28 protein-coding genes and 1 tRNA gene are annotated in these 25,860 nt (G+C 71.4%); 19 read left to right on the top strand and 10 right to left on the bottom strand.

The window, feature by feature from the left end; all coding sequences use genetic code 11:
- The first annotated feature begins 189 nt into the window (after nt 1-189).
- Complete coding sequence (locus ACGFH8_RS31525) at nt 190-609, top strand: hypothetical protein (protein WP_393374448.1); 420 nt, start codon at nt 190-192, stop codon at nt 607-609.
- 87 nt (nt 610-696) lie between these two features.
- Here the strand turns inward: ACGFH8_RS31525 and ACGFH8_RS31520 are convergent, their stop codons facing one another.
- The gene (locus ACGFH8_RS31520) at nt 697-3,009 is read right to left on the bottom strand and encodes a HelD family protein (protein WP_393374384.1); all 2,313 of its coding nucleotides are present in this window, start codon (nt 3,007-3,009) and stop codon (nt 697-699) included.
- Nucleotides 3,010-3,153: 144 nt separating this feature from the next.
- Here ACGFH8_RS31520 and ACGFH8_RS31515 point away from each other — a divergent pair, with 144 nt between their 5' ends.
- Nucleotides 3,154-3,780 (top strand): SGNH/GDSL hydrolase family protein, encoded by a 627-nt coding sequence (locus ACGFH8_RS31515; RefSeq protein ID WP_393374381.1) that lies wholly within the window; start codon nt 3,154-3,156, stop codon nt 3,778-3,780.
- Between the two features lie 183 nt (nt 3,781-3,963).
- Here ACGFH8_RS31515 and ACGFH8_RS31510 read toward each other — a convergent pair whose 3' ends face one another.
- Nucleotides 3,964-5,091, bottom strand: coding sequence for an outer membrane lipoprotein carrier protein LolA (locus ACGFH8_RS31510; protein ID WP_393374378.1), 1,128 nt, complete (start codon nt 5,089-5,091; stop codon nt 3,964-3,966).
- Nucleotides 5,092-5,187: 96 nt separating this feature from the next.
- Here ACGFH8_RS31510 and ACGFH8_RS31505 point away from each other — a divergent pair, with 96 nt between their 5' ends.
- Entirely contained in the window at nt 5,188-5,844 is a 657-nt protein-coding gene (locus tag ACGFH8_RS31505; RefSeq protein WP_393374376.1) for a response regulator transcription factor, read from the top strand.
- A gap of 74 nt (nt 5,845-5,918) precedes the next feature.
- Nucleotides 5,919-7,298, top strand: a complete 1,380-nt coding sequence (locus ACGFH8_RS31500) for a sensor histidine kinase (protein WP_393374445.1) — start codon at nt 5,919-5,921, stop codon at nt 7,296-7,298.
- Nucleotides 7,299-7,308: 10 nt separating this feature from the next.
- On the opposite strand, the gene ACGFH8_RS31495 is transcribed toward ACGFH8_RS31500, so the two are convergent.
- A complete protein-coding gene (locus tag ACGFH8_RS31495; RefSeq protein WP_393374373.1) occupies nt 7,309-8,973 on the bottom strand; it encodes a tetratricopeptide repeat protein in 1,665 nt (554 codons plus the stop codon).
- Between the two features lie 57 nt (nt 8,974-9,030).
- A complete protein-coding gene (locus tag ACGFH8_RS31490; protein ID WP_393374371.1) occupies nt 9,031-9,492 on the bottom strand; it encodes a MarR family winged helix-turn-helix transcriptional regulator in 462 nt (153 codons plus the stop codon).
- Between the two features lie 49 nt (nt 9,493-9,541).
- Between ACGFH8_RS31490 and ACGFH8_RS31485 the strand changes: the two genes are divergently transcribed.
- Complete coding sequence (locus ACGFH8_RS31485; protein ID WP_393374369.1) at nt 9,542-10,063, top strand: VOC family protein; 522 nt, start codon at nt 9,542-9,544, stop codon at nt 10,061-10,063.
- A gap of 25 nt (nt 10,064-10,088) precedes the next feature.
- Entirely contained in the window at nt 10,089-10,964 is an 876-nt protein-coding gene (locus ACGFH8_RS31480) for a hypothetical protein (protein WP_393374366.1), read from the top strand.
- 179 nt (nt 10,965-11,143) lie between these two features.
- Here ACGFH8_RS31480 and ACGFH8_RS31475 read toward each other — a convergent pair whose 3' ends face one another.
- Nucleotides 11,144-11,323 carry a DUF4236 domain-containing protein gene (locus ACGFH8_RS31475; RefSeq protein ID WP_053653605.1) on the bottom strand — a complete coding sequence of 60 codons (180 nt, stop codon included), beginning with the start codon at nt 11,321-11,323 and terminating at the stop codon, nt 11,144-11,146.
- Nucleotides 11,324-11,570: 247 nt separating this feature from the next.
- Here ACGFH8_RS31475 and ACGFH8_RS31470 point away from each other — a divergent pair, with 247 nt between their 5' ends.
- The 3 genes from ACGFH8_RS31470 to ACGFH8_RS31460 all read left to right on the top strand — a co-directional run bounded on the left by ACGFH8_RS31470 (nt 11,571) and on the right by ACGFH8_RS31460 (nt 13,046).
- On the top strand, nt 11,571-11,648 hold the full coding sequence (locus ACGFH8_RS31470) for a putative leader peptide (RefSeq protein ID WP_393374442.1): 78 nt from the start codon (nt 11,571-11,573) through the stop codon (nt 11,646-11,648).
- A gap of 220 nt (nt 11,649-11,868) precedes the next feature.
- Nucleotides 11,869-12,438: a flavin reductase family protein gene (locus ACGFH8_RS31465; protein WP_393374363.1), complete on the top strand. Its 570-nt coding sequence runs from the start codon at nt 11,869-11,871 to the stop codon at nt 12,436-12,438.
- Nucleotides 12,435-13,046 (top strand): malonic semialdehyde reductase, encoded by a 612-nt coding sequence (locus ACGFH8_RS31460; RefSeq protein WP_393374360.1) that lies wholly within the window; start codon nt 12,435-12,437, stop codon nt 13,044-13,046. The genes ACGFH8_RS31465 and ACGFH8_RS31460 overlap by 4 nt, the downstream gene beginning before the upstream one ends.
- Nucleotides 13,047-13,059: 13 nt before the next feature.
- On the opposite strand, the gene ACGFH8_RS31455 is transcribed toward ACGFH8_RS31460, so the two are convergent.
- Nucleotides 13,060-13,515 (bottom strand): RrF2 family transcriptional regulator, encoded by a 456-nt coding sequence (locus ACGFH8_RS31455; protein WP_393374357.1) that lies wholly within the window; start codon nt 13,513-13,515, stop codon nt 13,060-13,062.
- 7 nt (nt 13,516-13,522) lie between these two features.
- Nucleotides 13,523-14,515, bottom strand: coding sequence for a helix-turn-helix transcriptional regulator (locus ACGFH8_RS31450; RefSeq protein ID WP_393374354.1), 993 nt, complete (start codon nt 14,513-14,515; stop codon nt 13,523-13,525).
- Nucleotides 14,516-14,718: 203 nt separating this feature from the next.
- Here ACGFH8_RS31450 and ACGFH8_RS31445 point away from each other — a divergent pair, with 203 nt between their 5' ends.
- The gene (locus ACGFH8_RS31445; protein WP_393374352.1) at nt 14,719-15,495 is read left to right on the top strand and encodes a glucose 1-dehydrogenase; all 777 of its coding nucleotides are present in this window, start codon (nt 14,719-14,721) and stop codon (nt 15,493-15,495) included.
- Between the two features lie 139 nt (nt 15,496-15,634).
- Here ACGFH8_RS31445 and ACGFH8_RS31440 read toward each other — a convergent pair whose 3' ends face one another.
- Nucleotides 15,635-16,066: an SsgA family sporulation/cell division regulator gene (locus ACGFH8_RS31440; protein WP_007457244.1), complete on the bottom strand. Its 432-nt coding sequence runs from the start codon at nt 16,064-16,066 to the stop codon at nt 15,635-15,637.
- A gap of 369 nt (nt 16,067-16,435) precedes the next feature.
- Here ACGFH8_RS31440 and ACGFH8_RS31435 point away from each other — a divergent pair, with 369 nt between their 5' ends.
- Both ACGFH8_RS31435 and ACGFH8_RS31430 read left to right on the top strand, forming a co-directional pair.
- Nucleotides 16,436-16,918 carry a TIGR02611 family protein gene (locus ACGFH8_RS31435; protein WP_393374349.1) on the top strand — a complete coding sequence of 161 codons (483 nt, stop codon included), beginning with the start codon at nt 16,436-16,438 and terminating at the stop codon, nt 16,916-16,918.
- 50 nt (nt 16,919-16,968) lie between these two features.
- A tRNA-Val gene (locus ACGFH8_RS31430) sits at nt 16,969-17,040 on the top strand.
- 1,284 nt (nt 17,041-18,324) lie between these two features.
- Here ACGFH8_RS31430 and ACGFH8_RS31425 read toward each other — a convergent pair.
- Nucleotides 18,325-18,720 (bottom strand): hypothetical protein, encoded by a 396-nt coding sequence (locus ACGFH8_RS31425; RefSeq protein ID WP_393374346.1) that lies wholly within the window; start codon nt 18,718-18,720, stop codon nt 18,325-18,327.
- Nucleotides 18,721-18,833: 113 nt separating this feature from the next.
- Here ACGFH8_RS31425 and ACGFH8_RS31420 point away from each other — a divergent pair, with 113 nt between their 5' ends.
- Genes ACGFH8_RS31420 through ACGFH8_RS31410 form a run of 3 tightly spaced genes read left to right on the top strand, consistent with a single transcriptional unit; the run spans nt 18,834 to nt 22,110 of the window.
- A complete protein-coding gene (locus ACGFH8_RS31420; RefSeq protein WP_357404122.1) occupies nt 18,834-19,106 on the top strand; it encodes a hypothetical protein in 273 nt (90 codons plus the stop codon).
- The gene (locus tag ACGFH8_RS31415) at nt 19,099-19,710 is read left to right on the top strand and encodes a DUF6879 family protein (RefSeq protein ID WP_393374343.1); all 612 of its coding nucleotides are present in this window, start codon (nt 19,099-19,101) and stop codon (nt 19,708-19,710) included. The genes ACGFH8_RS31420 and ACGFH8_RS31415 overlap by 8 nt, the downstream gene beginning before the upstream one ends.
- Before the next feature lie 3 nt (nt 19,711-19,713).
- Nucleotides 19,714-22,110: an ATP-binding protein gene (locus ACGFH8_RS31410; RefSeq protein ID WP_393374341.1), complete on the top strand. Its 2,397-nt coding sequence runs from the start codon at nt 19,714-19,716 to the stop codon at nt 22,108-22,110.
- 36 nt (nt 22,111-22,146) lie between these two features.
- On the opposite strand, the gene ACGFH8_RS31405 is transcribed toward ACGFH8_RS31410, so the two are convergent.
- Nucleotides 22,147-23,379 (bottom strand): helix-turn-helix domain-containing protein, encoded by a 1,233-nt coding sequence (locus ACGFH8_RS31405; protein WP_393374338.1) that lies wholly within the window; start codon nt 23,377-23,379, stop codon nt 22,147-22,149.
- A 280-nt stretch (nt 23,380-23,659) separates the two neighbouring features.
- Here ACGFH8_RS31405 and ACGFH8_RS31400 point away from each other — a divergent pair, with 280 nt between their 5' ends.
- The 4 genes from ACGFH8_RS31400 (at nt 23,660) to ACGFH8_RS31385 (ending at nt 25,766) form a co-directional block, all read left to right on the top strand.
- A complete protein-coding gene (locus ACGFH8_RS31400) occupies nt 23,660-24,532 on the top strand; it encodes a DUF5753 domain-containing protein (protein WP_393374336.1) in 873 nt (290 codons plus the stop codon).
- On the top strand, nt 24,522-24,710 hold the full coding sequence (locus tag ACGFH8_RS31395) for a DUF397 domain-containing protein (RefSeq protein ID WP_393374333.1): 189 nt from the start codon (nt 24,522-24,524) through the stop codon (nt 24,708-24,710). The genes ACGFH8_RS31400 and ACGFH8_RS31395 overlap by 11 nt, the downstream gene beginning before the upstream one ends.
- A 220-nt stretch (nt 24,711-24,930) precedes the next feature.
- Complete coding sequence (locus ACGFH8_RS31390; protein WP_393374330.1) at nt 24,931-25,326, top strand: hypothetical protein; 396 nt, start codon at nt 24,931-24,933, stop codon at nt 25,324-25,326.
- Entirely contained in the window at nt 25,323-25,766 is a 444-nt protein-coding gene (locus tag ACGFH8_RS31385; protein WP_393374327.1) for a hypothetical protein, read from the top strand. The genes ACGFH8_RS31390 and ACGFH8_RS31385 overlap by 4 nt, the downstream gene beginning before the upstream one ends.
- Nucleotides 25,767-25,860 lie beyond the last annotated feature (94 nt).

The raw sequence follows: 25,860 nt of genomic DNA, 5'->3' as shown, positions 1-25,860 counted from the left end.
CTGTCATCCCCTCTGCCGGTGGGCATCTCCCTCCGGTCGCCGGACAGCATGGACATCTCGGACGGCGGGCAGGCGGCCAGCGGGCGGCGCGACGGTGAACCACCGTGGACGACCTCCCGGTCACCCCGGGTTTGGTCGGCCGGTGGCCGGGCACGCAGTCGGTTCCACAGCTTCTGCGAGGTGATGATCGTGCGTGAGGACGACATGCGGCAGGACGCCGCCCGCCAGGCCGAGGATCGGATCGCCGGAGGTGTGTACGGCAAGGGTGCCATCGACGAGGTGACGCTTCCCCGTACCGATGTGCAGAGTCAGATCCAGCGCGACGACCCGTTCGATCCGGCGAAGGAACGGATCGACCCGCAGGTGCTGCGCGACGGTGGCCCGGTCGGTGGGCAGGGCGCGGTGACGACCACCGGTGGCACCGCCGGTCCGGCGAGCGTGCGCCGGGTGGCGCGGCAGCCGGAGCGGCACCCGGGCAAGGTCGCACCGACCACGACCGGCGACGCCACCACCGGCGGCCTGAGCACGCCGACCAGCGGTAACACCAGCGACGCGTCCACGTCCGCGCCCGAACCAGCAAAGTCCATCAGGGACAAATCCACCGACTGACCCCACCCACCCGCCCCCCCTGGCGGCGTGATCATGAGGTTGACGTGGCTGACGGAGATCACAGTCCACGTCAACCTCATGATCGACTCAACGGGTGGGGGTGGGGGTGGGGGTGGGGCGGAGGACACCCAGGCGTTGGGTCGCGCGGGTGAGGGCCACGTACAGGTCGCTGCGCCCGCGCGGGGACTCGGCCACCATCCGGTCCGGGTCGACGACGAGCACCGAGTCGAACTCCAGCCCCTTGGCCTGCGCGACTGTCAACACCACCACCCGGCTCTCCAACTCCGGATGCTCACCCACGGCCGCCTCCGGCAGCGCGGCCGCCACCGCGGTGCCCAACTCGCCGACCCGGCCGGCCGGCACGAGCACGCCGAGCCGACCCTCGGTCAGCGCGGTCGCCTCACGGGTGGCCTCCGCGACGAGTTCCGCCGCCAGCCGCTCGCCGGGCACCGTCCGGTCCCACGGGGGTACGCCGCTCTCCCGCACCGAGCGCGGTGGACGCAACGCCGGGTCGATCTCCGCCAGGACGTCGGCGGCGACCGCCATGATCTCGGCCGGCGTGCGGTAGCTGACCGTCAACTCGGTCAACCGCCACCGCTGGGCCACGTACGGGGCGAGGGCGTCCGCCCAGGACGGCGTGCCGCTGAGCGCGCCGGTCTGCGCGACGTCCCCGACGATCGTCATCGAGCGGCTCGGGCAGCGGCGCATCAGCAGCCGCCACGCCATGGGGCTCAGCTCCTGCGCCTCGTCCACGATCACGTGGCCGAACGCCCAGGTTCGGTCGGCGGCGGCCCGCTGCGCGGTGGTCAACCGGTCGGCCTCCTCCTGCCGCTCCAGCAGCCGATCCGCGTCGATCAGGTCGGTCACGCCGAGGATCTCACCGCCCTCGGCCTCGTCCTCGACGTCGATCGAACGGGAACCCCGGGCGATCTCCAGCACGCCCTCGGCGTACTCCCGTTCCAACATCCGGAGGCGGTCGCGGCGGGCGGCGGCGGCACGCTCGTCCTCGCCGAGCAGCTCGGCGGCCTCGTCCAGCAGCGGTACGTCGGCGGGCGTCCAACCGCCCGGCTCACGGTGCAGCAGCGCCCGCTCGTCGTCGGTGAGCATCGGCGCGGCGGCGGCGATGCGGTCCGGGTCGGCGTACAGGTCGGCGAGCAGGCGTTGCGGGGTCAGCACCGGCCACAGCCGGTCGAGGGCGGCCTGGATCTCCGACTCCTCGCGCAGCTCGCGGCGGATCTCGGCGCGGTCGGCCTCGTCGAGCAGGTTGTCGCCGCCCAGCGGGTCGGCGCCGATCCGTTCGGCCACCTGGTCGGCGAGCGCGTGCACGATCTCCGTGGCGAACAACGCGCGGGCCAGGTTGTGCGGCCGGTCGACCCGGCGGACCCGGTCCCGGGCGGTGCGGACGGTCTCCGGGTCGAGGCTCAGCGCCTCCCGCTCGACCTCGATCTCCAGCGGCTCGTCCGGCACCCACTGCCGGTCCCGGACGGCGAGCGCCAGGACCTCGGCCAACACGGCCCGGCCCTTGAGCGCCGCGGTCTCCGCCGGTTCGGCCCGTTGGGCGCTCACCCCGGGAAAGAGATCGGCCTGGGTACGCAGCAGCACGCCGGTCTCGGCCAGCGTCGGCAGCACCTGGGAGATGTAGCGCAGGAACGTCGCGTTCGGGCCGACCAGCAGCACGCCCCGGCTGGAGAGCTCGCGGCGGTGCGTGTAGAGCAGGTACGCCGCCCGGTGCAGCGCGACGGCGGTCTTGCCGGTGCCGGGGCCGCCCTGGACCACCATGACGCCCGGCAGTTCGGCGCGGATGACCTCGTCCTGTTCGGCCTGGATGGTCTCGACGATGTCGCGCATCCGGCCGGTGCGGCCCGCGTTGAGCGCCGCGAGCAGCGACGCCTCACCGGTCAGCTCCTCGTGGCCGCCGGGGGCGGCGGAGTCGATGTCCAGGACCTCGTCGTTGAGCCCGGTCACCTTGCGCTGGCGGGTACGCAGGTGCCGGCGGCGGCGTACGCCCTGCGGGTTGGCGGCAGTGGCGAGATAGAAGGCGCGGGCGGCGGGGGCCCGCCAGTCCATCAGCAGCGGGTCGTAGTCACCCGTGGTGTCGAAGATGCCGATCCTGCCGATGTAGTGGCGGGAGTCGTCGTCACCGTCGAGACGGCCAAAGCAGAGCCCGTTCTCCACGGCGGAGAACTGCTCGACCTGATCGGCGTACATCGCTACCGAGCTGTCGCGCTGCGAGCGGTCCTGGAGGGTGCCGCCGGTGTTGCGCAGCTCGGCGGTGAGCCGGTGGGCGGCCTGCTCACGCAGCCCGTCCAGCCGGTCGTAGAGCATCGAGACGTACTCCTGCTCGCGACCGATCTCGTCGTCGAGCGGCAATTCGCCGGAACCGCCGGAGTGCCTTGACAAGCCGTCTCCCTAAAGATTAGAATCCTTTGCAGGAACGGCTATTAGCCGTTCTTTTTTGTGTCCTCGAACTGTTGAAGATAGCGCGTTCCGCCGGTTCGCACCAAGCCCGGCGGTTCGGCGCCGGTGATCGCGAGGTGGCGTCACATGATCCTGCGGGCGGGGCAACGCGTGGTCTTCATCGGCGACAGCATCACCGATTGTGGTCGGCGCGACGTCGCCGCGCCCTACGGCTCCGGTTACGTCAGCCTCGTCCGCGCGTTCGTCGACGCCAGGCACCCGGAGTTGGAGCTGACCTGGATCAACCGGGGTGTGGGCGGCGACACGGTACGGGACCTGGCCGCCCGCTGGGACGACGACGCCATCGCCGAGCGCCCCGACTGGCTCGCGGTGCTGATCGGCATCAACGACATCTGGCGGCACTACGGCGACCGCCCGCACGAGGCCGTCGGCATCGAGGAGTACGAGCGCACCCTGCGCGACCTGCTGCGTCGGGCGGTCACCGCCACCGGCTGCCGGCTGATCCTCGGCGACCCGTTCCTCATCGAGGCGGACCGCGGCGTTCCACAACGCGCCGACACCGACAGGTACGCGGCGGTGGTGGCGGGGCTGGCCGCCGAGTTCGACGCCGTGCACGTGCCCAACCAGGCGGCGTTCGACCGGGTCCTCGCGGTCAGCCCGTCGGCGCGCTGGGCCGACGACCGCGTGCACCCGTACCTGCCCGGTCACGCGATCCTCGCCGACGCCTACCTCAGCGCCCTCGGCGCCGCCTGACCCGGCACGACCGACCGCCGACTCGGCGCCCGCCGGCACCGCTGGCTGTCGCCCGCGCGCGGGCCGGACGCGCCCAGCCGGCCTCACGACCCGGGCTGCCCGTCGCCGCCGCCCGCTGACGGGTCGGACACGATGACGCGCCGGGCCAACCGCGAGGGTCGACCCGGCGCGCACACCGGAGGATCAGCCGCGAGCGGCCTGGTAGAGCCGCTCGGGAGTGACCGCGCCGGCGAGAACCCGGCCGTCGTCGGTGAGCAGCACACTGAACAGCTTGCCGGTGAGCAGACGACCGCTACCCCAGTCGCCCTTGACCGCCGCGAGCCCGCCGAGCAGCTTCGACAGATCCAGGTCGGGTGCGGCGCCCGCCGGTGGCACGGCCGGCTTCGCGTCGGCCGGCTTGCCGCCGAGGGCCCCGTCGAGGCGGGCGACGAGCACGGTCGTCCAGCCGGTGCCCACCGCGCGTACCTGCGGATCGGCGGCCGCCTCGACGTGGCCGGGCTTGCCCGCGGCCGGCCGCTCGGCCTTCTCCTCGGTGACGGTCACGCCGGGCGGCGGGTTGAAGGTGAACTGGTCCGCATCGGGCCGGCGGTAGTCGATCTGGGTGAAGGCCATCTCGAACGCCGGCTGGTCGCTGCCCTTCGCGAGCACCTCGAAGCGCAGCGGCACGTGCTGCTTGGCGTCGATGGCGATCCGTAGCTGGTGCACCAGGGAGCCCTGGTCGCGCGGCTGGAGCACCAGCTCGTACGCGTCCTGACCGGCGACTGTCGCCGACCGGCCGACGCTCACCTGGGTGCTCGGGTCGATCGCGGCCAACGCCAGGTCGGCGGCCTGCTGCGGCGTGGCCGGCAGGCTCGGCCGCGCCTCGGGCGCCGCCTGGCCGGTCCCGGTGTCGCCGAGTGTGCGGTGCTGGGCGGTGTTGGTCCGACTCTCCCAGGTCCACACGTCCCGGCCGTTGCGGATCACGTCCTGCTCGCCGAGGGTGTCCAGCAGCGCGACCCGCTGCCGCTCCGGGCCGGAATACCAGACCCGCAGGGTGTGCGTGCCGGTCAACATGGTGGTCAGGTCGTTGCCGGGGAGCAGCCCGGCGAGTGGCGGCAGGCCGAGGTCGGCACGCTGCACGACGGTCCCGGAGACCCCCTCCAGTCGGGACGTCTGCAGGTCGACCAGGAGCTGGGCGGCGGTACGCGGTGGCAGGCTCGGCTCGGCCTCGGCGGCGAACGTGCCGATCGCCGCTCCACCGCCGATGACGGCGACGGCTGCGGTGGCCGGGACCAGCCAACGAAGGACGGGACGGCTTCTCAGGACGGACATGGTGGCACCTCCTGCTCCCATCCTGCCCCCTCGGCCCTGAGAACGTGCTGAGGACGCCGAGCCGCCGCCTGTTGACCCGGGTGGCACCCTTGACGTGTGCGGTTGCTTGTGGTGGAGGACGAGGCCCGGTTGGCGGCTGCCCTACAACGCGGCCTGCGGGCCGAGGGGTTCGCGGTGGACGTGGCGCCGACCGGCCCGGCCGGCCTGGACGCGGCCCGGCACGGCGGGTACGACGCGATGATCCTCGACGTGATGCTGCCCGGCCTCTCCGGCTACGAGGTGGTCCGGAAACTGCGAGCGGAGCAGCACTGGTTGCCGGTGCTGATGCTCTCCGCCAAGGACGGCGAGTACGACCAGGCCGACGGCCTCGACTGCGGCGCGGACGACTACCTGACCAAACCCTTCTCGTACGTGGTGTTGCTGGCCCGGCTGCGGGCGCTGCTGCGCCGGGGCACGCCGGAACGCCCGACGGTGCTGGCGGTCGGAGACCTGCGACTGGATCCGGCCCGTCGACGGGTGACCCGGGCCGACGCCGAGGTGACGCTCACCGCACGGGAGTTCGCGCTGCTGAACTATCTGATGCGCCGGCCCGGCCAGGTGATCTCCAAGATCGAGTTACTGGACCACGTCTGGAACGCGAGCCTGGAGACCGCGCCGAACATCGTCGAGGTGTACGTCGGCTACCTGCGCCGCAAGCTCGGCCGGGACCGACTGGAGACGGTCCGGGGTGCCGGTTACCGGCTGGCGACGTGACCACCGGCGGCCCGGTGCCGGCCCGTCGCGCGCGAACCGGCTGGCTGCCGGTGCTGGGGCTGCGGGGGCGGCTCCTGGCGATCGGAGTGTTCGGGCTCACCATCGGGCTGGCCCTGGGTGGGGTGGTGCTGTTCGGCGCGCTCGGCTTCGTACTCCAGCGCACCGTCGACACCGAGGCCTTCCGGACCGCCGACGCGGTCGCCCTGCTCGCCGCCGAGGACGTGCTGCCCGATCCGCTGCCGGTGGCCGGCGGGCAGGTCCGCGTCCAGGTCGTCGACGGGCAGGGGCGGATCAGGGCCGCCTCGATCGACGCCGACCGGCTCGTCCCCATGGTCCGCCCGGAGCGGCTGCGCCGCGACCGGCGCCAGCAGCTGGACGTGCCGGCGGAGCGGGTCGGGCTCGCCGGCCCGGTCCTGGTGGTCGCCGTGCCCGCCGGCACGGCGAACGACCCGCTCACCGTGCTGGTCGCCCGGTCGATGGCCGACGTGCGGCAGAGCACCCACGTGGTCCGGACCATCCTGCTGGTGGCCTTCCCGCTGCTGGTGGCGGTGCTCGCCGCCGTGGCGTGGCGGGTGGTGGGCGCGACTCTGCGGCCGGTCGAGGCGTTACGTCGGGGCGCCGAGGAGATCACCGGGCGGGCCGGCACCGGCCGGCTGCCGGTGCCCGCCTCGGCCGACGAGATCCACCGGTTGGCGGTCACCCTCAACGACATGCTGGACCGGCTGGAGTCCGGACGGGTGCGTCAACGGGCGTTCGTCTCCGACGCCGCGCACGAGCTGCGCAGCCCGTTGACGAACATCCGCACCGAGCTGGAGGTGGCGCAGCGCCTCGCCGACCGGACGGACTGGACGGCGGTGACCACGAACCTGCTGGCCGACACCGACCGGCTGAGCCGGCTGGTCGACGATCTCCTGCTGCTGGCCCGCCTGGACGAGGCCGCGCCGGCCCGGGGGACCGGCCCGGTCGAACTGGGCGCGCTGCTGACCGAGGTCGCCGCCCGCTATCCGGCGTCGCCGGTGCGGGTGGTCCTGCCGCCGGGCCCGCTGTGGACGACAGGCAACGCCGACGAGCTGCGCCGCGTGCTGGCCAACCTGGTCGACAACGCGGTACGGCACGCCTGCGGCAGTGTGGTGCTCGCCGCCGAGGCGACGGCTGCGGCGCGACGGACGGACGGGCCTGGCGTCGGGGCGTACCACCTGGTGACGGTGACCGACGACGGCCCGGGGATCCCGGCGGCCGACCGGGAGCGGGTGTTCGACAGGTTCACCAGGCTGGACGACGGCCGGGCCCGCGACGACGGCGGCGCCGGCCTGGGCCTGGCCATCGTCCGGGAGTTGGTACGACGCGCCGGTGGCGGCATCACCCTCACCGACGCGCCGGAGCGGCACGGGCTCCGGGTGTGCCTGCTGCTGCCGGCCGAGGAGCCTCCGGAGCCAACGGTTGACGCGCCGTGATGGTGCGGGGTCAGCGGCGTCGGGTGCAGACCTGCGCGGAGTTGGCGACGGTGTCGGTGGACCAGACCACGGCAACCGTGAAGCAGTAGTCGTTCGTGCGGTTGAGCGCGTAGATGACGTAACTGGTGGTGCCGGCGGGCAGGGTCGCGAAGACGTTGCGCTCCTGCCCGGTACGACCACCCGCGATGACCACCGGCCCCTCGCTGCCGGCCGGATAGGTCCAGTTCAGCGCGATGCTGTCCCGGGTGTCGCGCAGGGTTACCGCGCCCGGCGGACTGCCCGGCGGCACCCCGGTGGCGGCCGGCGTGGGCGCGGCACTGCCCGAGGTGGGCGGGGTGGCGGCCGGCGGGGTGCCGGTGGGGGAGCCGCTGGCCGGGGGCGGGGTCGGCTCGTCGTCGCCGTCGACCCGGGCCACCCCGGCGATCACCGCGGCCGCGCCGAGCAGCACCACGACCACGCCGGCCACCAGCACGGGCACCAGCCGGTTGCGTTGCGCCGCCGGCGCCCGGTGCACGGGGACCGGCAGCAGGCGCGACGGCGTGTAGGGCTCGAGCGGCGCGTACGGGTCCGGCGGCCGGTGCGGGTCGGACGCGGCGTACGGGTCGGACGCCGTATACGGGTCGGACGCGGCGTACGGGTCGGACTCCGCGTACGGGTCGGACGGCGCGGCGGGGCGGTGTAGCCGGTAGACGCCGGGCTGCTCCTCGGAGCCGCCGGCCAACCCGAACACCGACGGGGGCACCGGTGGGTCGGTGTGGTGGGACGAGGGCTCCGTCTCGGGTGGCCACCTGGTGCCCGTCGACCCGACCGGCTCGTCGGCAGGCGTTCGTGGGTTCGGCACCGTGCCGCCGGCCGCCGCCCCGCCCTGGTGGGGGTAGGGAGTCGGTGGCTGTTGCCCGGCGTCGGTCGGGTCGTCGCCGTGCGGTGGCACCCGGGCGGCCGGCACCACAGGCGTGTCCCGGGCGGTGGGCGGGTCGTCGGCGCAGGCGTGGTCGGGATTGGCCGCCGCCCGGGCCAGGGCCGCCACCTGCGCGGCAAGTGGATCGTCGGCGGGCAGGTGCTGCCGGCACAGCTCGCGGGCCAGCGCCAGGTTGTCGTGTGCCTCGGTGAACTGCCCGCAGTCACGCTGCATCGCCCCGAGCCGCGCCAGCATCTTGATGCCGCTGGGGTGCCCGTCGCCGTAGATCTCCCGGTGCAGCTCCCAGGCGTCCTGGAGCCGGTCCCGGGCGACCGTGCACTGGCCGCGGGCGTACTCGACGGTGGCCAGGTCGGCGTGTGCGGCCAGCACCCGCAGCGACTCCGGACCATCCTGCGCGGTCAGCTCGATGATGACTTCCTGGTAGAGCCGCGCGGCCCGGGAGTGGCTGCCGACCCGGTGCAACACCGCGGCCAGGGTCGCGGCGGCGGCCACCGTGCGCGGGTCGGAACGGCCGTGCAGCCGGGTGGTGGCCGCGTACGCGAAGGCGGCCCATCCTCGGGCCGAGTGCGGCTCACCGAGGGCGACCAGCACCCTCGCCTGGAGGCTCGCCGCCTCGGCCAGCTCTCCGGTGGCGTTGGCCGGGCGGGGGTCGGCATCGGTGAGCGCGTCGGCGAGCAGTTGCTGCGCGCCGGCCAGGTCGCCGGCCGACACGAGGTGGTGCGCCTGGTCAGTCAGTTCACCGAAGCCGGAAGACACGCCCCATCGTGCTCATCCGACGACGGTAAGTACAAGACCCGCGCCGGTGTTGATTGGTCAGGATCTCCTCAGGTGGTCGGCCAGAGTTTCGCTGATGCGGCGCAACTGGTCGACCTGGGCGGGGCTCAACGCGTCGAACAGGTGCCGGCGTACCCCCTCGACGTGGCCGGGTGCGGCGGCCGCGAGGGTCGCGAATCCCTCGTCGGTGAGCAGCGCGACCTGCCCGCGCCGGTCGGTGGGGCAGTCCTCGCGGCGCACCCATCCGGCCGCCTCCAGGCGGGCCACCGCGTGCGAGAGCCGGCTGCGGGACGAACCGGCGGCCTCGGCCAGGTCGCTCATCCGCAGGCGGCGACCGGGGGACTCGGAGAGCCGGACCAGGATCTCGTAGTACGCGTGTGGCATCGCCGCGTCGCGTTGCAGCTCGCGGTCGAGCGTGTCCATCAACGCCCGGGAGGCGGTGAGGTACGCGCGCCACGTGCGTTGTTCGTCGGAGTCCAGCCAGCGGGTCATGACCGCCATCATAACCCATTTAGTTGAACGTTCAACAAAAATGCGCTAGTCTCGGGTCATGGGTATCCACCGGCTCAACCACGCGGTCCTCTACGTCAGTGACCTCGCCCGCAGCGTCGCGTTCTACCGGGACGTGCTGGGCTTCCGTGCGGTGGCGATGACCCCGGACGGCTTCCGGGGCGCCACCTTCCTCCAGGCCCCCGACTCCACGAACGACCACGACCTCGGCCTGTTCGAGATCGGCGCCGGCGCCGGGCGGTCGACCGCCGGGCGGGCCACCGTCGGCCTCTACCACCTCGCCTGGGAGGTGGACACCCTCGACGAGCTGGCCGTCACCGCCGAGCGGCTCACCGCCGCCGGGGCTCTGGCCGGCACCTCCGACCACGGCACGACCAAGAGCCTCTACGGCCGGGACCCGGACGGTCTGGAGTTCGAGATCGTCTGGCTGGTCCCCGCCGACCTGCTCGACGACGCCGCGCTGACCGCCCGCAAGCAGATCGGTCGGCTCGACCTGGACGCCGAGCGGCAGCGCTACGGCGGGCAGACCCGGGGCGGAGTGGGGATCTCCGTGTCGGTCTGAGCAGGTCATACGGTAGAACGGACCGATGCCGACCGACCGGACCACCGATTTCCTCCGCGCGCTGCTGGTCCGCCAGCTGACCACCTGGCTGCCCACCGCCCTGCACCGCTCCCGGCGGGCCACCGTGGCGCTCGCCGGCGTCGACGCGGACGGCGCGGTGGCCGCGCTGCGACTTGTCGCCGGGCACGCCGACCAGTTGCGCGGCCGGCAAGTGACGGTGCTGGTCCTGGCCGACGGCGCACCCGACCTGCCGACCCGCCTCGGCCCGGTCGAGGCGGAGCTGCCCGCCGAGGTCACCGTGCACCTGCTGCCCGGCACCCCGGACCGGCTGCCGGTCGCCGCGAAGGCGGCCGGCGCGGCCGGGTCGCCGCTGTTCTCCTTCGTGGACGTGCCCGGCGCGGTGAGCCGGGAGCTGCTCAGCGCCGCCGCCAACGGCCGCACCGGGGAGGTGCTGCTGCACGCGGGCAGCAGTGCCCGGGACGCGCTCGTCGCGGTCGGCTTTCCCCTGGTCGCCGAGGTGGCGCCGGTGCTGCCGGACGACGAGGCCACCGGTGTGATCGCCTTCGGCAGTCGTTCGGACCGGAGTCTGGAGGCGGTCCGTGAGGCGCTCTGGTCGGTCGGCGCGGACCTCGGCGTGCGCTACCGCGACCGGACCGGCGTGACTGTCGACGTGGCCGGCGACCCCGACCTCGAACCGCTGGCCCGCGAGCTGCTTGCGGAGTTGCGTCGGGGCGGGCCACGGCCGGTCACCGAGCTGCGTCGGCACACCCTCACCGCGACCGTCTACCGTGCCGCCGACGCCAACCAGGCGCTAGCCGCCCTGCTCGACGCGGGCAAGGTGCACCGCGACCGCGAGGCCGGCAAGCTAGCCGGCGACGAAATCATCACCCCGAAGAGCTGACCAACCCCAACCCCGCGCCGGCCTGCGCGATCTTGCACTTTCTGTCCCCGCGTAAGGGGTATTCCGCGCAGAACGGCAACAGAAAGTGCAAGATCGCGGGGGTCGGGCGGGGGTGAGAGCCCGTAGACGCCGAGCGGGGTGCCGGTGAATCACCGGCACCCCGCTCGACTCCCGGGAGGCTACGACCGGGACTTGTCCTGCTTCCAGGACAGCGGACCCGGCAGGTCGACCCGGTGCGCCTTCGCCTTGGAGTTCCAGGACCAGCGTCCGATCTTGATGCTCCAGGAGGAGAAGCCGTTCTCGGTGAAGTTCAGGATGATCGGACCGTACTTCTTGCGCTTGCGAAACATGAGGCCCATCGGAGGACTCCCCTCGTCACCGTTCCCTGCCGTGTCGAGATCGAACATGCCCGAACCGACAACTTTTGAAACCCTCTCAGGGTCCGTCCTGGACAGTGCGTGCCGCGCAGCGCGAATCTCTACTCACCAGATAGGTGTTGCGCCACGATAGACGCTGCTAGGGGCGCTTTGTCGCATCGGCAGACGTGCAATTCTCACCTTCTGGAAGAGCGTTGACCGGGCGATCCCGCCCCGGCAACATGAAGTCATGTCGCAGCGGGACGATCTTCACCTCACCGCTCGTGTGCACGTCGACCTGGTCCGGCACGCGAGCGCGCTCTGTTGAGCTGACCGGTCCATCCGGCTCGGTTCCAGCCCTGCACTCACACCGCCGGTCCGCTCAACGCGGAGCAGCGTGCCTCCCCACCCCCCTCCGAGCGTCCGTGCTCCCTCCGCGGACAGATCAGGAGACCCCGCATGTCCCCATCCCGTTCCGCAAAAACCCCGATCACCTCCGGCCTGACCCGACCGGCCCACGCGTACCCGGCGCCGGCCGAGGTGTCGGCATGACCACCGTGGAGCGTCCACAGACGGACGCCGCCGAGCTGGGCCCGGTGAGCGCGGACCTGTTCCGTGCTCTGCTGCGACGACAGGCCACGAGCGTCACGGTGGTCACGGCGGTCGCCCGCGCCACCGACCCCACCTGCCTGGGCGGGATCGGCGCGCCGATCCGGGCCGGTTTCACCGCGACCTCGTTCACGTCGGTGTCGCTGGACCCTCCGCTCGTCTCGTTCTGCCTCGGGGTGGCGTCGTCGAGCTGGCCGGTGCTGGCCCGCGCCGAGCACGTCGCGGTGCACCTGCTGACCGCGGGGCAGCGGGACGCCGCGACGATCTTCGCCACCAGCGGCATCGACAGGTTCGCCGCGTACCCGGACTGGACGCCCGGACCATTCGGGGTGCCGCTGCTGACCGGAGTGCTGGCCCGACTGTTCTGCCGGGTGGTGCACCGGGTGCCCGCCGGCGACCACACGCTTGTCATCGCCGAGCCCCTGGCGCTCGGTGACGGCGGCGACGGCGCGCCGCTGGTGCACCACCGGGGTGGTTACACCACCGCCGTCGCGCCGGTGCCCCGGTGAGCGCACCGACCACACCGGACCTGCTCGCGTTGGACCGGGCCGCCCAGGACCTGCTGTTCCGGGCGGCCCGCACGGCCAACACGTTCACCGACGAGTCGGTCACCGACGCCGAGGTCGCGGCGATCCACGACCTGATCCGGTACGGGCCCACCGCGTACAACGGCCAGCCGCTGCGTGTGCTGCTGCTGCGCAGCGCGGCCGCCCGGGCACGCCTGCTGCCGTACCTCTCGTCCAACAACCGGGCGAAGACCGCCAGCGCCCCGCTCGTGGCGGTGCTCGCCGCCGACGTGGACTTCCACGAGCGACTGCCCGAGCTGTACCCGCACCGCCCGCAGGCCCGCGACTGGCTCACCGATCGGGCGACGCGGGTCGAGCAGGCCCGGTTCAGTGCGACCCTGCAGATCGGCTACCTGCTGGTGGGCGTACGCGCGGCGGGGCTCGCCGCCGGCCCGATGGCCGGGTTCGACGCGGCGGGCGTGACCCGGGAGTTCTTTCCCGACGGGCGGCACGAGGCGCTGCTGGTCATGAACGTGGGTCGACCCGGCCCGGACTCCTGGCGGGAGCGGCTGCCCCGGCTGGACACCGAGGACGTGGTCCGGACGCTCTGACGCGCGAGGTGGATCAGCGCGGCTCCCACGCGTCGGGCAGCGCGGTGAGCTTGCGCACGTGGGCGGGCAGCCGACCGCTGACGATCTCGGCGAGGCTCACCTCGTCGACCACGCGCCGCACCGCCGCCCGCACCGCCACCCACAGGCCGGGCAGGTTCTCCGCGGCGCCCTCGTACGTGGTCTCCTCGGGGCGCAGGCCGCGTACCCCGGCCAACGGGCCGTCCACCGCCCGCAGCACCGCGCCGACGGTCACCTCGCGCGGCGGGCGGGCCAGTGTGTAGCCGCCCTCGGCGCCGCGTTGGGCGCGGACGATGCCGGCCCGGCGCAGATCCGCGAGGACCGCCTCCAGGAACTTGCGGGGCATGTCCTGCTCCCCGGCGATGGCCTGGGTGGACAGCAGCGAGGGGTACGCGGTGGCGAGGCTCAGTGCCGCCCGTACCGCGTAGTCGCCGCGCGCGGAGATCTGCACCCTGTCATCATGCCCGGCCGGTGCCGCGGGCCGGTCCGGTGGGCGACCCGGACGGCCCGGCGTGGCCACTGTTGGTCGGTTCGCCGTGCGCGCCGGGGCGGAACCGGCCCCCGTTGGCGCCCGTCGGCTCGGCGGGCGATCGAGGCCGGACCACCCGGCCGGCCACCGGTTGGTCGCGGGCCGCCCGGAACGCGCCGGGGCTGACCCCGACCTCCCGGGTGAAGAAGCGGCCGAAGTTCGTCGGCTCGGAGAAGCCGAGCTGCCGGCCGATCTGCGCGATCGGCTTGTCGGTCGCGGCGAGCAGCCGCCCCGCCTGCAACGCGACCCGCTCGTCGATGACCTGCTTGGCGCTGCGGCCGGTGACGGCCAGGCACGCCCGGGTGAGGGTACGCACCGAGCAGCGCAGCGCGGCGGCATAGTCCTCCACCCGTCGGGTGCGCGGGTAGCCGCGCTCCACCTCCTGGCAGAACCTGTGGAACGTCTCGTCCTCGGGCCGCGAGGTCGAGCGGTCGGGGCCGGCCAGGGTGAGCCGCAGCAGCAACACGGCCAGTTGGTGGCGGAGCAGCGCGCGGGCGGTGCGGCTGTCGGGGTGCCGCTGGCAGTCCACCGCCAACTGGCTCACCTCGCTGATCACCGCGTCCTCGTCCTCGCCGGCCAGTTGCCGCCAGGTGACGGGCGTGGCCGGGTCGACGTCGAAGCCGCGCAGCGCCTCGGGATCCCAGGCGACCACCGTGGCGTCGAACTGCGGGCCAGCGCAGCGCAGCGCCTGGCCGGCGCGCACCCGCAGCAGCGTGCCGGGCCGGCACGGCAGCAGGTGGAAGTCGAGTTCCGCGTCGCCGTGCCCGCGGGTGGTGAGGATCAGCAGCTCCTGCTCGACGATCACCGGCCGACGCCAGCCCGGGTCGCCGGCAAGGTCGGCCAGCGCGAACGTGGCGATCTCGTCGGGTACGGGTGAAGCCGAACCGATCGGTGGCGCGGGGGAGGGAACGGTGGAGACCATCGCCTGCGACGGTAGCCCGAACCGCAGGTCACCGCATCCCGATCGACATTGCTCGCGGAATCCGCGCCGCCCGCGGGGCTTGTCGCCGTCCCGGCGGCCGGGCTACGTTACCCGGCGGTAGCGCCGTCCGGTCCGCGGTCCGTCCGGCGCCTCGCCGGCCGACCAACCCGTCGGCGGCCCCGCCGACTCGCGATGGGATGGGCATGACGCAGCTGTTCTCGGTCGAAGGTAAGACGGTCCTGGTCACCGGCGGGTCGCGGGGGATCGGTCTGATGATCGCCCAGGGCTTCGTACGGGCCGGCGCACACGTGATCATCTCGTCCCGGAAGGCCGACGTCTGCGAGGCGGTCGCCAAGGAACTCTCCGCCGAGGGCCGGTGCGAGGCCATCCCCGCGGACCTGAGCGACGACGCCGGCGCCGAGGCGCTGGCCGCCGCCGTACGCGAGCGCTTCGACCGGCTCGACGTGCTTGTCAACAACGCCGGCGCGACCTGGGGCGCACCGCTGGAAACCTACCCGGAGGCCGCGTTCGACAAGCTCTGGGCCGTCAACGTCAAGGCCGTCTTCCGGCTCACCACCGCGCTGCTGCCGGCGCTGCGCGCCGCCGCCAGCGCCGACGACCCGGCCCGCGTGATCAACATCGGGTCGATCGACGGCATCCGGGTGCCGTTCATGGAGGTGTACGCGTACTCGGCCACCAAGGCTGCCGTGCACATGATCACCCGCAGCCTGGCCCACCAGCTCGCCGCCGAACAGATCACCGTCAACGCGATCGCGCCCGGCCCGTTCGAGAGCAAGATGATGGCCTTCGCCCTGGACGACCCCGCCAGCCGGGCCGCCATCGAGCAGCAGGTGCCGCTGGGCCGCATCGGACGCCCGGAGGACATGGCCGGCACGGCCATCTACCTCTCCTCGCGGGCTGGCGCCTACCTCACCGGGGCGGTCATCCCCGTCGACGGCGGCATCACCACGCACGGCTGAGCGCCGACCATCCCGGTCGGGCGGCGCCTCCGGGCGACCCGGTCGGGCTGCCCGCGTACTCCCGGGTGTGCCGGGGCCGCGCGGACTCGGCAGATCCGCGCGGCCCCGGTGTGGCCGGTGTTGCCCGTTCGGGCGGTGCTCAGCGACCGGCGAGCAGCCGGTTCACCGCCGTGTCGACGTCCAGGTGCTCGGCTTCGCGGCCGCGCGGGACGACGACGTACGTCCGTCGAAGGAAACGCACCAGAACGCTGCGCGGCACCTCGAAGAGGGCGTTGCCGTCCGGTGACGAGAGGGCCAGCGCGACGAAGTCGCCGCGCGGTGTGGCCCAGGGCCAGACCCGCACATCACCGATGCCGGCTGGCTCGTCCAGGCCGGTGACCAGCAGTTCGCGGGCGAAGGACCAGCTCACCGCCTCGCCGCCGGCAGATTCGGCATGGAACAGGACATGGACCGCATACGGGTCAGCAGGGTCGTAACGCAGACTGGCACGCACCGGCAAGGCGGTGGCGTCAGGTGCGACGAGCCTTAGCGACGTCTCGACCTCTACGGTCGTCGGTCGGATGACACTCATGGACGTTCTCCCCCCGGCACCGCTGCGGAACGCGCGTGTCCCGCTTTTCCCATACTCAGGTGCTACTCCTGGCTACGCTCCGCCATACGCTGACTTCACCCAGTGGTGGGAAGGGGGACGGAAAGGCCGCGTGAATGTGAGCATTCATGTAGGATTTCCGGTTCTGCCCAGTGTGTGATTCCGCCCGGCATCGGGTGGCTCAGTCGTCGACTTACTCCGGTAACGTCCAGTCGGCCGTTGCAGTGACGGGCCTGAGCGACACTGGGGGGTGAAATGGTGGCGAAGAAATCCTCAGTGGATCGGCCCGCGGCGCCCCGCCCGCCGGAGGTCGCGGTCCGAGCAGCCGAAAAGTGGGGGTACGGAACACCGATGGAGCAGCCCGAACGCGCCGATCGGCCAACGACCGACGCCGATCGTCCCGGTGGTGTCCTCGTCGTCGGAGAGCCACCGCGCCGCCCCCGCTGGCGGGAGCGGATCTCGCTGACACTCGATCTCATCCGGGCCAACCCCAGCGGCCGGATCGCCCTCAAGATCTTCATCGCGATCGCCGGAGCGATAGTGGTGACCGTCGGCATCGCACTCATCCCGCTGCCCGGTCCCGGCTGGCTGCTGGTGATCGCCGGGTTGGGCATCTGGGCGGTCGAATACCACTGGGCCCGCCGGCTGCTCGGCTTCACCCGCCGCCACGTCTACGGCTGGACACAGTGGGTGACGCGACAGTCACTGGCGGTGCGAATCGTGCTCGGGTCCGTCGGCCTGGTCTTCGTGGCCACCGTGGTCTGGCTGTCGCTCAAGTTCAGCCTCGGCATCGACCTGGTCGCCAAGGTGATGCAGTACCTCGCGACGCACTGACCCCGGATTTCCGGTCGGGTTCCACGATCGGGTAGAGTCAGTGGCGCTGAGGGCGATTAGCTCAGTGGGAGAGCGCTTCGTTCACACCGAAGAGGTCGCTGGTTCGATACCAGCATCGCCCACTCTCAGTTTCTGCAGGTCAGACGCCCGTTACCGGAGTAGCCGGTAACGGGCTTCGCCGTATGCACCGCTTACATTGGGAGCAGATTGGGAGCAGCGGTGAGCGGCGCTCGCCGCGATGACCCGGGGCAGGCGTGCTCTGACGCTGACCCCTTCCCGGACTGGACCGGGTCGGCGGCTTCTTGGGTTGCGGCGATGGAGGGCTTGGGGACGGTGCGGTCCGGCGGGCGGTCGGTCGCGGACCCTTGCTGGCTTTGAGTTCCTGAGTAGAGGCCCGGGCTGCGGCTACATTTCTCGTCGCAGAGGTTGCCGCCAACGGTGCTGTGCGACGACCTGCAGCGGCCCATTGGATGTCCGGGGTTCACGATTCGGGCGGCCTTGTATAGGACTCTTCGTGTCATGGGCAGTGGAGTGTCACGGCCGTTGAGGTCGACGACGAGTGGGGTCGCGGACATGAGGCTGAACTGCTGATCGCCTGGCGGGAGGTTGTCCGGAGTTCCGACGGCCAGAGTCACCACCGTCCAGGTGGTTGATCTGCCCGCCGCGTAGCAGGCGACCGGTTCGGTGCAGAGCGGCGAGCTGGTCGGGAGTCATTGCGTCAGTGTCCGGGACGGTGATGCGCTGCACGGCGTGCCGCTGAGTCTGTTGTTTGGCGTCGACCACGGTGAGGTGCCAGCGTGCCTTCGCGGCCAGCGCGACGTTGTCGACATCGCAGACGCAGGTGACCGGTGGGCCACCGCTGCCGACGGCGAGCACGAGGCCGGCTCCGTCCTTCAGGTCAGCGGTCATGGTGAGCGCGGGGTAGACCTCGCGCCTTCTCGATCTCGTACCCGCGACCTCGAATGTTCGTGCTCGAGGGTGGCAGTGAACGCGTAGTAGGAGAGGCTAGCGGCCCGCTACCGCTTACGCCCTTGGCCTTCAGTTTGGTCGCGGTGCTCGTCGGTGCGGGGTGCTCGTCGCACCCGCCTCATTGGAGGAGGGGCAGGCCTGCGCCGTCCAATTAAGGCGGGTCGAGTCCGAGCTGGGCGTCGGCAAGCTGCGCTACCAGTCTGGGAACGAAGCCGGTCTATAACGGGCAAAGCCTTAAATCGACGTAGACGCCGCGCGAAACCCCTCGAACTCGCATCGATCCTCGGCGCGCCAAATGGTGCCGCCGGCAGTGCCTCCGATGGGTCAACTGCCGAATTGGGCCGACGTGGGCGCCCAACCGGGTCACGTCGGCCGGGTGGGGGCCGGTGCGTCGGCGGTACGGGCGGGCCGCGGGTTACCCAGCGGACAGCGGCTGATCAAGCGCTGCTGTGTCCGCCGAAGGAGATGCCGCCGTGGACGTCACGCGCCTGCACCACCGATCCGCTGACGTCGCCGGAGACGGTGTTGGTCACATCGCCCTGGTTGGCCGCGACAATCGCCTGGACCTTCCTGAACCGTGCGAGGAACTCGGCATCGAACGCGGGATCACGGAGCGTCTCCTGTTCGAGGAGTGCTCCGAGGCGCTGAACGGTATCCGCAGTCGGGTGGCGTAGCGCGACCTCCACGGTCTGCTGGGCCGCCTGCTCGTGACGGAATCGGTGCCGGAGAAACTCGGTCAGGCCGGATACAGCTGACCGAGCTCCCTGTGCGAGTTCGGTGGTCGCCCAGGCGACCAGCGTCGTCGCCGCCGCGAGCATGAGCGGGTCCTCCACACCCTTCACCCCCAGGGATCGCCATCCGGGCCGGAGCCGGCAAGCACGACTGTAATCCAGCTTGTTCGATGTTACTATCCGTGCTCTCAGTATCACGAAATCAGGGGGTTGGCATGAGTCCACGCCGGTGGGAGGCGGACCCGTCCGCCGAGCTGAACCGCCGATGGGGCAAGTCGTCGCATGAATTGGGCAACACCTCCGGGGACGGCAGCTGTCCCGACATCTGGGAGCTGAGCAACGGTGATGTCGCCGTGATCGGGCAGGATCTCACCGAGACCTACCAGGATCGGCTGCCCGAGGGAGTCTCCGTCGACCCCGGTGAGCGGCTTATCATCATTCCCCGATCGACCATGATCGCGGCGAAGGTAGACATCCCTGATGCGTGAACTCCTGGGCGGAGACCCCGGCGAACTGCTGGCCCTCGACGACTACTGGGCCGAATTCGAACAACGGTTCTGGAAGACTGGCCCGCCAGGATTCTGGAAACTGGAACGGCAACAAACGTTCAAGGAGCCGCAGGACGAGGGCTGGCAGACATTCGCCGCTGGTCGATGGGAGGAGTCGCTGCGGATTCTCGACGCGCGGCGTTCCGAGTTCGGCGACTACTACCGGCGCATCGCCGACAGCGGGTTCGCCACCCGCCGGCTGCGGGTGGTGCAGGAGCCACTGACGCCCTACCTGCAGTGGGAACTGCACGTGCTGCGGCTACGCCACGAGTACGGCGGGCTGACCCGAGTGGTCGCACCGAACCAGGTCGTCGCCGCGGAGGTGGATGGTCCGCTTCCGGAGATCTACACCCTCGGTACGGACGTCATGTACGAGGCGATCTACGACGCCGACGGCGTGCTCGAGGCGGCGCGGCGCTGGAGGAACCCGGACGTGGTGATGCGGTGCCAAGAGTTCATCGAGTCGCTCTACGACGCCGGCGAGCCGCTAGACGAGTTCTTCGCCCGAGCGGTGGCACCATTGGAGCCTCCTCACCCGGACTGACAGATGGCGGCTAACGGCGCGGCGGAGCAAGGACGACCGGAGCACGTCAACCGGTCGGAGCTGTCCGGCTCCGCCGACCTGGTGCAGGCGCGCGACGTGTACGGCGGAGTGCACTTCTATTCCGGCGACCCCTCGCTCGCCGACCCGCCTCCCCGTCAGCTCCCCGGTGATGTACGCGGCTTTGTCAACCGGGTCCAGGAGCTGCGAGCGTTGGACCGGCTCCTCGGCGATGAGGCCGCCGACGCCAACCTCGTCGTCGTCACCGGCACCGCCGGAGTCGGCAAGACCGCTCTCGCGCTGCGTTGGGCGCACGCCGTGCGGTACCGGTTCCCGGATGGCCAGCTCTACGCGAACCTCCGTGGTTACGACCCGGGCCAACCCAGTCAACCGGAGCAGGTGCTCGACCGCTTCCTGCGGGCGCTGGGCGTCCCCGCATCCGCGATTCCGGCTGATCTCGAGGACCGCGAGGCGTTGTACCGCTCCCGGCTGGCTGACCGGCGCGTCCTGGTGGTCCTGGACAACGCCGCCACGGTCCGGCAGGTGCGTCCCCTGCTGCCGGGCACCAGCAGCTGCCTGGTGATCGTCACCAGCCGAAGCATGCTGTCAGGGCTGGTCAGCCGTGACGGCGGCCGGCGGCTGACCCTGCGCATGTTGGCCGAGGAGGACGCGGTGACGCTGCTGCACGACGTGACCGTCGAGTATCGCACCGGCGATGATGCGGTCGAGCTCGCCGAACTAGCGCGGTTGTGCGCCAGGCTGCCACTGGCCCTGCGAATCGCCGCCGAACGGGCGGCGAGCCGGCCGTTCATGCCGCTGTCCGAGTTGATCCAGGACCTGCGCGATGAATCGGCCCTGTGGGACGCGCTAACCGCGGAGGACGGTGAGGAGGCCGACGCCGTTCGGTCCGTCTTCGCCTGGTCCTATCGGGCACTGAACACATCGGCGGCCCGTCTGTTCCGCCTGCTCGGCTTGCATCCCGGCCCGGACCTCGGCGCCCCGGCTGCCGCCGCGCTCGCCGGCTGGCCGGTGTCAGAGGTTCGGCCGCCGCTCGACGCGCTCGTCGGTGCGCACCTGCTGGAGCAGAGCGCACCCGGCCGCTACCAACTGCACGACCTGTTACGCGCGTACGCAGTGGACCAGGTCAAGCACGTTGAGAGCGGCGAGGATCGCCAGGCGGCGCTGCGTCGCGTACTCACCTGGTACCTGCACACGGCGGACGCCGCGCTGACCCGCACACTTCCGTTCAGCCGGGCGATGCCGTTGGCACCACCGACCGAGGTCACGCCGCTGAGCTTCGCCACCGCCGAAGAGGCTGACGCCTGGTTCACCGCCGAGCAGGACAACCTCGTCGCCGCCACCCGCGCCGCGTTCGAGGCAGCGCTGCCGCGGATTGCTTGGCACCTGGCTGTCCTGCTGCGCAGCGTATTCATGCACCGCAATGCCTTCGACGCTTGGTTCGCCACCGCGCAGATCGGTTTGTCCGCTGCGCGATCGCTGGGCGACCGAGGCGCTGAGGCGGAGGCGCTGGAAAGCCTCGGTAAGGCCCACTTCCAGGCCCGCGAGCTCACGGAGGCGGCGGAGCACCACCACGCTGCGCTGGCGATCCGGCGAGAGATCGGCGACGAGCACGGCACGGCAGTGTCCATCAACGCACTGGGACTACTTGCGCTGCGCCACCGCCGCCTCACCGACGCCCTCACGCACTTCGACGGGAGCCTCGACATCTTCACCCGCCGTCAAGACCAACGCTGGCAGGCCCTGCTGCTGAGCAACCTTGCGGAGACCCGCTACGAACTGGGTGACCTCGCCGACGCCGTGATGCTGCTCAATGAGGCGCTTGGAGTGCAGCGGGACATCGACGACCGGGGGCAGGAGGGCAACTCGCTCTTCTTCCTCAGCATGACGTTGCGCGAACTCGGACGCACCGAGGATGCCCTGGCCGCGATCGAGCGGGCACTGGCCATCGCCGAGCACGGCAGCCCGGTGTGGTTGGCGCACTGGCTGGTCGAATATGCGCGTGTGCAGCGCGCCGCCGGTCGGTCCGCCGAGGCGCTGGAGGCGACGCACCGGGCGGCCACGATCCAGCGCCAGTTGGGTGACCGCAGCCGGGAGGCGATGGCACTGGACGGGTCCGGCGAGGCGTACCGGGAGCTGGGGCAGCCGGAGCAGGCGATCGCCTTCCACCGGCGGTCGGCGGCGGTTCACCGGCAGCTCGGGGACGACTGGCAGCTCGCTTTGACGCTGGACCACCTGGCGACGGCGCTGATCGACGTCGGGCGCGCCGAGGAGGCACACCGGTGGTGGCGCGAAGCGGTCACGCTGTTGAGCAACTTCCCGGATACGCGCGCGGAACAACTGCGACGGCGCGTCGAGTCGGCGCTCGGGGACAGCGCTGCTTGATTCGACCACGGCGGAAGCGTGTGGCCTGCGGTGCGGTCACTGCTGGGTCAGTCCGACGGTGGCGGCCAAGCGGGCCACATCGGCCGGGGTGGGGCCGGCATGCAGGACGGTGGTCAGCGCGGCACGCGCTGCGGGGCGGATGCGCACCTCCGCGGGAGCGATCCCGTCGGCGGTGACCAGGGCGCGGCCGGCGGCGCGGGCATCGCCGAGGTCGAGGTGGGCACGGGTGATGTCGATCAGGTGAGCGGCCCGGTGCTCGGCGGGGAGCCGCTGCCAGACCTCGGCGCTGGTAGCGCGCCGGTGAATGGCGATGGCCCGATGGTGGTCTCCGACACTCAAGGCGGCTATGGCCCGGGCGAGTTCCACGGCCGTGGCGCCGAACCCGATGCCGTCGTCGTCACGATGGTGCTGATCGGCGTACACCGAGGCCAGGTGGGCCGCTCGTACGGTGAGGTCGGCTGCGGCGACATCTCCGCAGGCGGCCGCCGCGAGAGCCGCTTCGATCAGCAGCGTCCCGGTCAGAGCCACCTCCTCCGGCGGGCGTTCGTGCGACGGCGCAGGGTCAAGCTGGTGTACGGCGGTGAGGGCGGCGGTCATCGCCAGCCGGCCCCGCCGCAGGGCACGGAGTGCCTGGGCGAGGGAGATCGCCGCGAGACCGGCCCGGCGTGGGTCACCAGCGGCGGCGGTCATCGCCCGGTCGGCCGCCAGCCAGGCCAGGTTGGACTCGCCGAGCTTGACGAGTACCTGGGCGGCGAGCCGGTGCACTCGCACCAGCAGGTCGGCGGCGGAGGCCTCCGCCACCTGCGCGTGGCAAACTCGGCGGCTGTCGCCGAGCAGGTCGGGCAGCATCCGCAGCACCTGGAGATGGTGGCCGTTCCGGTACGCCGTCCACGCGTACCCCACCTGGTGGTCAAGGTCCCGCACCGACGACGGCGTCTGCGGGCCGTCGCTGCCGGAGCCGTGAACGTCGTGGCGAGCCAACGCCTCCCGCACCCGCTCCACGGCGCCGCCGACGTCGGTGGCCGGTTCCGGCCGGGTCTTTCCGCGAAGCAGGACGCTCGGGGCGACGCCCAGCGCGCGGGCGACCGCCTCGATCGCCGAGAGCCGGTCGAGGTTACGGACACCTCGCTCGACCTTGTCCACCCAGCTCTTCGACTTGCCGACCCGGTCGGCGAAGACCTGCTGCGTCATGCCCCGGCGTGCCCGCAACTCGGCCACCCGCCGTCCGATCGGCAGGTCGTTACGGTGCCTCCGGCCCGGCCCGGTCACCACTCCCGCTCCGCCGGCCGCATGGCCTCGGTGGACTCCCCGCACCGTGGACACCACCGGGACTTCACCCGAAACGTCAGCAGCCCGAGCAGGAAGCCCGGCACCAGACCACCAAACACGACCCCTACGACCTCGGTAATCACGGAGTACTTCCCACCTCTCTGGCTGGGGATCACATCGGTGGTGCCCGATAAGCAGACTCGCGCATCATCTGATGCAAAGCAAGCGCATGCGTGTGATCAATACTTGTGTCCGCACGCGATGCGATGCACGCGAGCGGATGGATCTGGTGCAGAATCACGACATGCCTCGATTCACGCCAGCGACACCGCGCTCTCGGCGGCTCGGCCGAGAGCTACGCAAACTCCGCGAGACCAAGGGCCTGACCGGCGAGGAGACAGCGAAGCTCGTCCGCTGCTCGTCGTCTCGGATCAGCCGGATCGAATCGGGCGAAATCAAACCCCGCGCCGGCGATGTCATGGAGCTATTGGTCACGTACGGCGTCAGCCTCAACGAGGAGCCCGCCACGTCGCTGCTGCAACAGGCACGCGATCTGCGCGAGGACGGTTGGTGGCAGCGCCTCGGTGGTCGTTACGCGACGTACATCGCCTACGAGAGCGAGGCCGTCGAGCTCAAGAACTTCGAGCCGATGTTGGTGCCGGGACTGTTGCAGACCGAGCGCTACGCCCGCGAGGTCAACACCATCGGGCGCGAGTCCGATACGGACACGATCAACCAGCGGGTCGCCGCCAGGATGACCCGGCAGGAGGTGCTACACCGGCAGCCGACGCCGCTGCGGATGCACGCCATCCTCTCCGAGGCGGCCGTGCGGACGGAGGTCGGCGGCCCGGAAATCCTGCGCGAGCAACTCGACCACCTGGCCACGCTGAGCCGAATGCCCAACGTCACGATCCAGGTCCTTCGGTTCGAGGCCGGCGCTCACCTGGCAATCACCAGCGGCTTTGCCCTGCTCGCCTTCGAGCAAGATGAGCCGCCGCTGGGTTATATCGAGACCTTGGCCGGCGAGCTGTTCCTCGAATCGAGCCGCGACCTGGCGCGACTCTCGGCCGCGTACGACAATCTGAAGACGCTGGCACGGTCGCCGGCCGAGTCCGCAAAGTTCATCAAGGAGCTGAGCAAGCATGGAGCGTAACGCCTGGCGTAAGTCGAGCCGTTCGGGCAATAACGGTCAGTGCGTCGAGGTGCGCGACCGGTGCGTTCAGGTCGACGTACGCGACTCCAAAGCTCCGGCTGCCGGGATGCTGAGCTTCGAGCTGGCCGCCTGGGGTGCGTTCGTCAACGGCATCAAGGCGGACGGCAGCCGGAGCTGAGGCAATGCACCACGGACGTCGCAGAGAGCCTGATCGGCAAACTCCCATGTCGAAGGCCTCGGTGCCGTGGGGCGATCGCCCCACGGGCGGCTTCCCCAGGGGCGGTGCCACGAGACGCCCAGTACTTCCTGACTGGGGCTCGACCGGGCATTGGGCCGGTCCGTCCGGTGCGAGAGCGGGTGCGTCCGAGTTCTAGCCTGCCGTTACGGCGGACGGGGAGGTGCGGCCGGAATTCGAGCAGTGGTACGACCGGGTGCTTGATGTCGGCCCGGTCGGCAACGAGGCATTCTTCGGTCGGGACGTTCTGGCGGGCCTGGTGCAAGGAATCCGGGACCTCCGACAGCACTGGCAGCAGCAATACCACGGGCCTGGGGCGACGCAGCTGAGCTGCGCGATGTGGATGGACGACCCGGATCTGCTCGACGACCTCGCCAAGCTGCAGGCCGTCTGCGTGGTGGTTAGCAAGCAGTCCCGGGACAAGAAGGCGCAGCCGCAGGACCTGCCCTACAAGATGCGCCGTATGGCCGACCTCAACGTCCGCACACCCGGGTGCCCAGTGCGCTATTTCCCCTCGCTAGAGCAACTGACCACCCTGGTCGACGGCGAGCCCCGGTGATCGGGCCCGGGTGGTCGCTGCCGCCGGGCGGCGAGACGATCCCGACCGTGCGGACGATCGGCTTCCGCAAGGGTGCGGGTGCCAACGGGTCCATGCCGCCAATCCTGCACGCCAAGCTGGTGCTGCTCGGCCGCCTCTGGGACCGCGACGAGAACGACTTCGCGCCGGCCGACGTCACCGCCTTCACGCCGAAGCGACTCTGGATCAGATCAGCAAACTTCACGGCGTCGTCGCGGCCCAGCCTTGAGTTCGGCTTCTGGACGGAAGACCCCGCGCTTCTGCACGGCGCCGAAGAAATCCTACTGGACCTGATCAGCAGCTCTGAAGGCATCGACCCGGACGCCGACGTGCACATCCCGGAATGGACGTTGCCGGACTACGACCTTGCGGCCATGGCGGAAGCGGCGGCAGAACCACGGCTCACCGACCTCGACGACTAACGGCCCCGCCCTCGGCCCAGCGCCAGACGGGAGTAGTGCGCACGCACTATCCAATGGTCGGCATCACTGCGGCCCTCCGCTGCCGTGGCCGTCT

The sequence above is a fragment of the Micromonospora sp. NPDC049175 genome (genome assembly GCF_043197345.1).
Lineage (GTDB): Bacteria > Actinomycetota > Actinomycetes > Mycobacteriales > Micromonosporaceae > Micromonospora.
This window is presented reverse-complemented; position numbering and strand designations above follow the sequence as displayed.

Bases quoted from the DNA above. Each gene is read 5' to 3' on its own strand.
- ACGFH8_RS31515 (WP_393374381.1), top strand. From the start codon at position 3,154: ATGATCCTGCGGGCGGGGCAACGCGTGGTCTTCATCGGCGACAGCATC.
- ACGFH8_RS31510 (WP_393374378.1), bottom strand. From the start codon at position 5,091: ATGTCCGTCCTGAGAAGCCGTCCCGTCCTTCGTTGGCTGGTCCCGGCC.
- ACGFH8_RS31490 (WP_393374371.1), bottom strand. From the start codon at position 9,492: ATGGCGGTCATGACCCGCTGGCTGGACTCCGACGAACAACGCACGTGG.
- ACGFH8_RS31485 (WP_393374369.1), top strand. From the start codon at position 9,542: ATGGGTATCCACCGGCTCAACCACGCGGTCCTCTACGTCAGTGACCTC.
- ACGFH8_RS31480 (WP_393374366.1), top strand. From the start codon at position 10,089: ATGCCGACCGACCGGACCACCGATTTCCTCCGCGCGCTGCTGGTCCGC.
- ACGFH8_RS31475 (WP_053653605.1), bottom strand. From the start codon at position 11,323: ATGGGCCTCATGTTTCGCAAGCGCAAGAAGTACGGTCCGATCATCCTG.
- ACGFH8_RS31470 (WP_393374442.1), top strand. From the start codon at position 11,571: ATGTCGCAGCGGGACGATCTTCACCTCACCGCTCGTGTGCACGTCGAC.
- ACGFH8_RS31465 (WP_393374363.1), top strand. From the start codon at position 11,869: ATGACCACCGTGGAGCGTCCACAGACGGACGCCGCCGAGCTGGGCCCG.
- ACGFH8_RS31450 (WP_393374354.1), bottom strand. From the start codon at position 14,515: ATGGTCTCCACCGTTCCCTCCCCCGCGCCACCGATCGGTTCGGCTTCA.
- ACGFH8_RS31445 (WP_393374352.1), top strand. From the start codon at position 14,719: ATGACGCAGCTGTTCTCGGTCGAAGGTAAGACGGTCCTGGTCACCGGC.
- ACGFH8_RS31440 (WP_007457244.1), bottom strand. From the start codon at position 16,066: ATGAGTGTCATCCGACCGACGACCGTAGAGGTCGAGACGTCGCTAAGG.
- ACGFH8_RS31435 (WP_393374349.1), top strand. From the start codon at position 16,436: ATGGAGCAGCCCGAACGCGCCGATCGGCCAACGACCGACGCCGATCGT.
- ACGFH8_RS31420 (WP_357404122.1), top strand. From the start codon at position 18,834: ATGAGTCCACGCCGGTGGGAGGCGGACCCGTCCGCCGAGCTGAACCGC.
- ACGFH8_RS31415 (WP_393374343.1), top strand. From the start codon at position 19,099: ATGCGTGAACTCCTGGGCGGAGACCCCGGCGAACTGCTGGCCCTCGAC.
- ACGFH8_RS31410 (WP_393374341.1), top strand. From the start codon at position 19,714: ATGGCGGCTAACGGCGCGGCGGAGCAAGGACGACCGGAGCACGTCAAC.
- ACGFH8_RS31400 (WP_393374336.1), top strand. From the start codon at position 23,660: ATGGATCTGGTGCAGAATCACGACATGCCTCGATTCACGCCAGCGACA.
- ACGFH8_RS31395 (WP_393374333.1), top strand. From the start codon at position 24,522: ATGGAGCGTAACGCCTGGCGTAAGTCGAGCCGTTCGGGCAATAACGGT.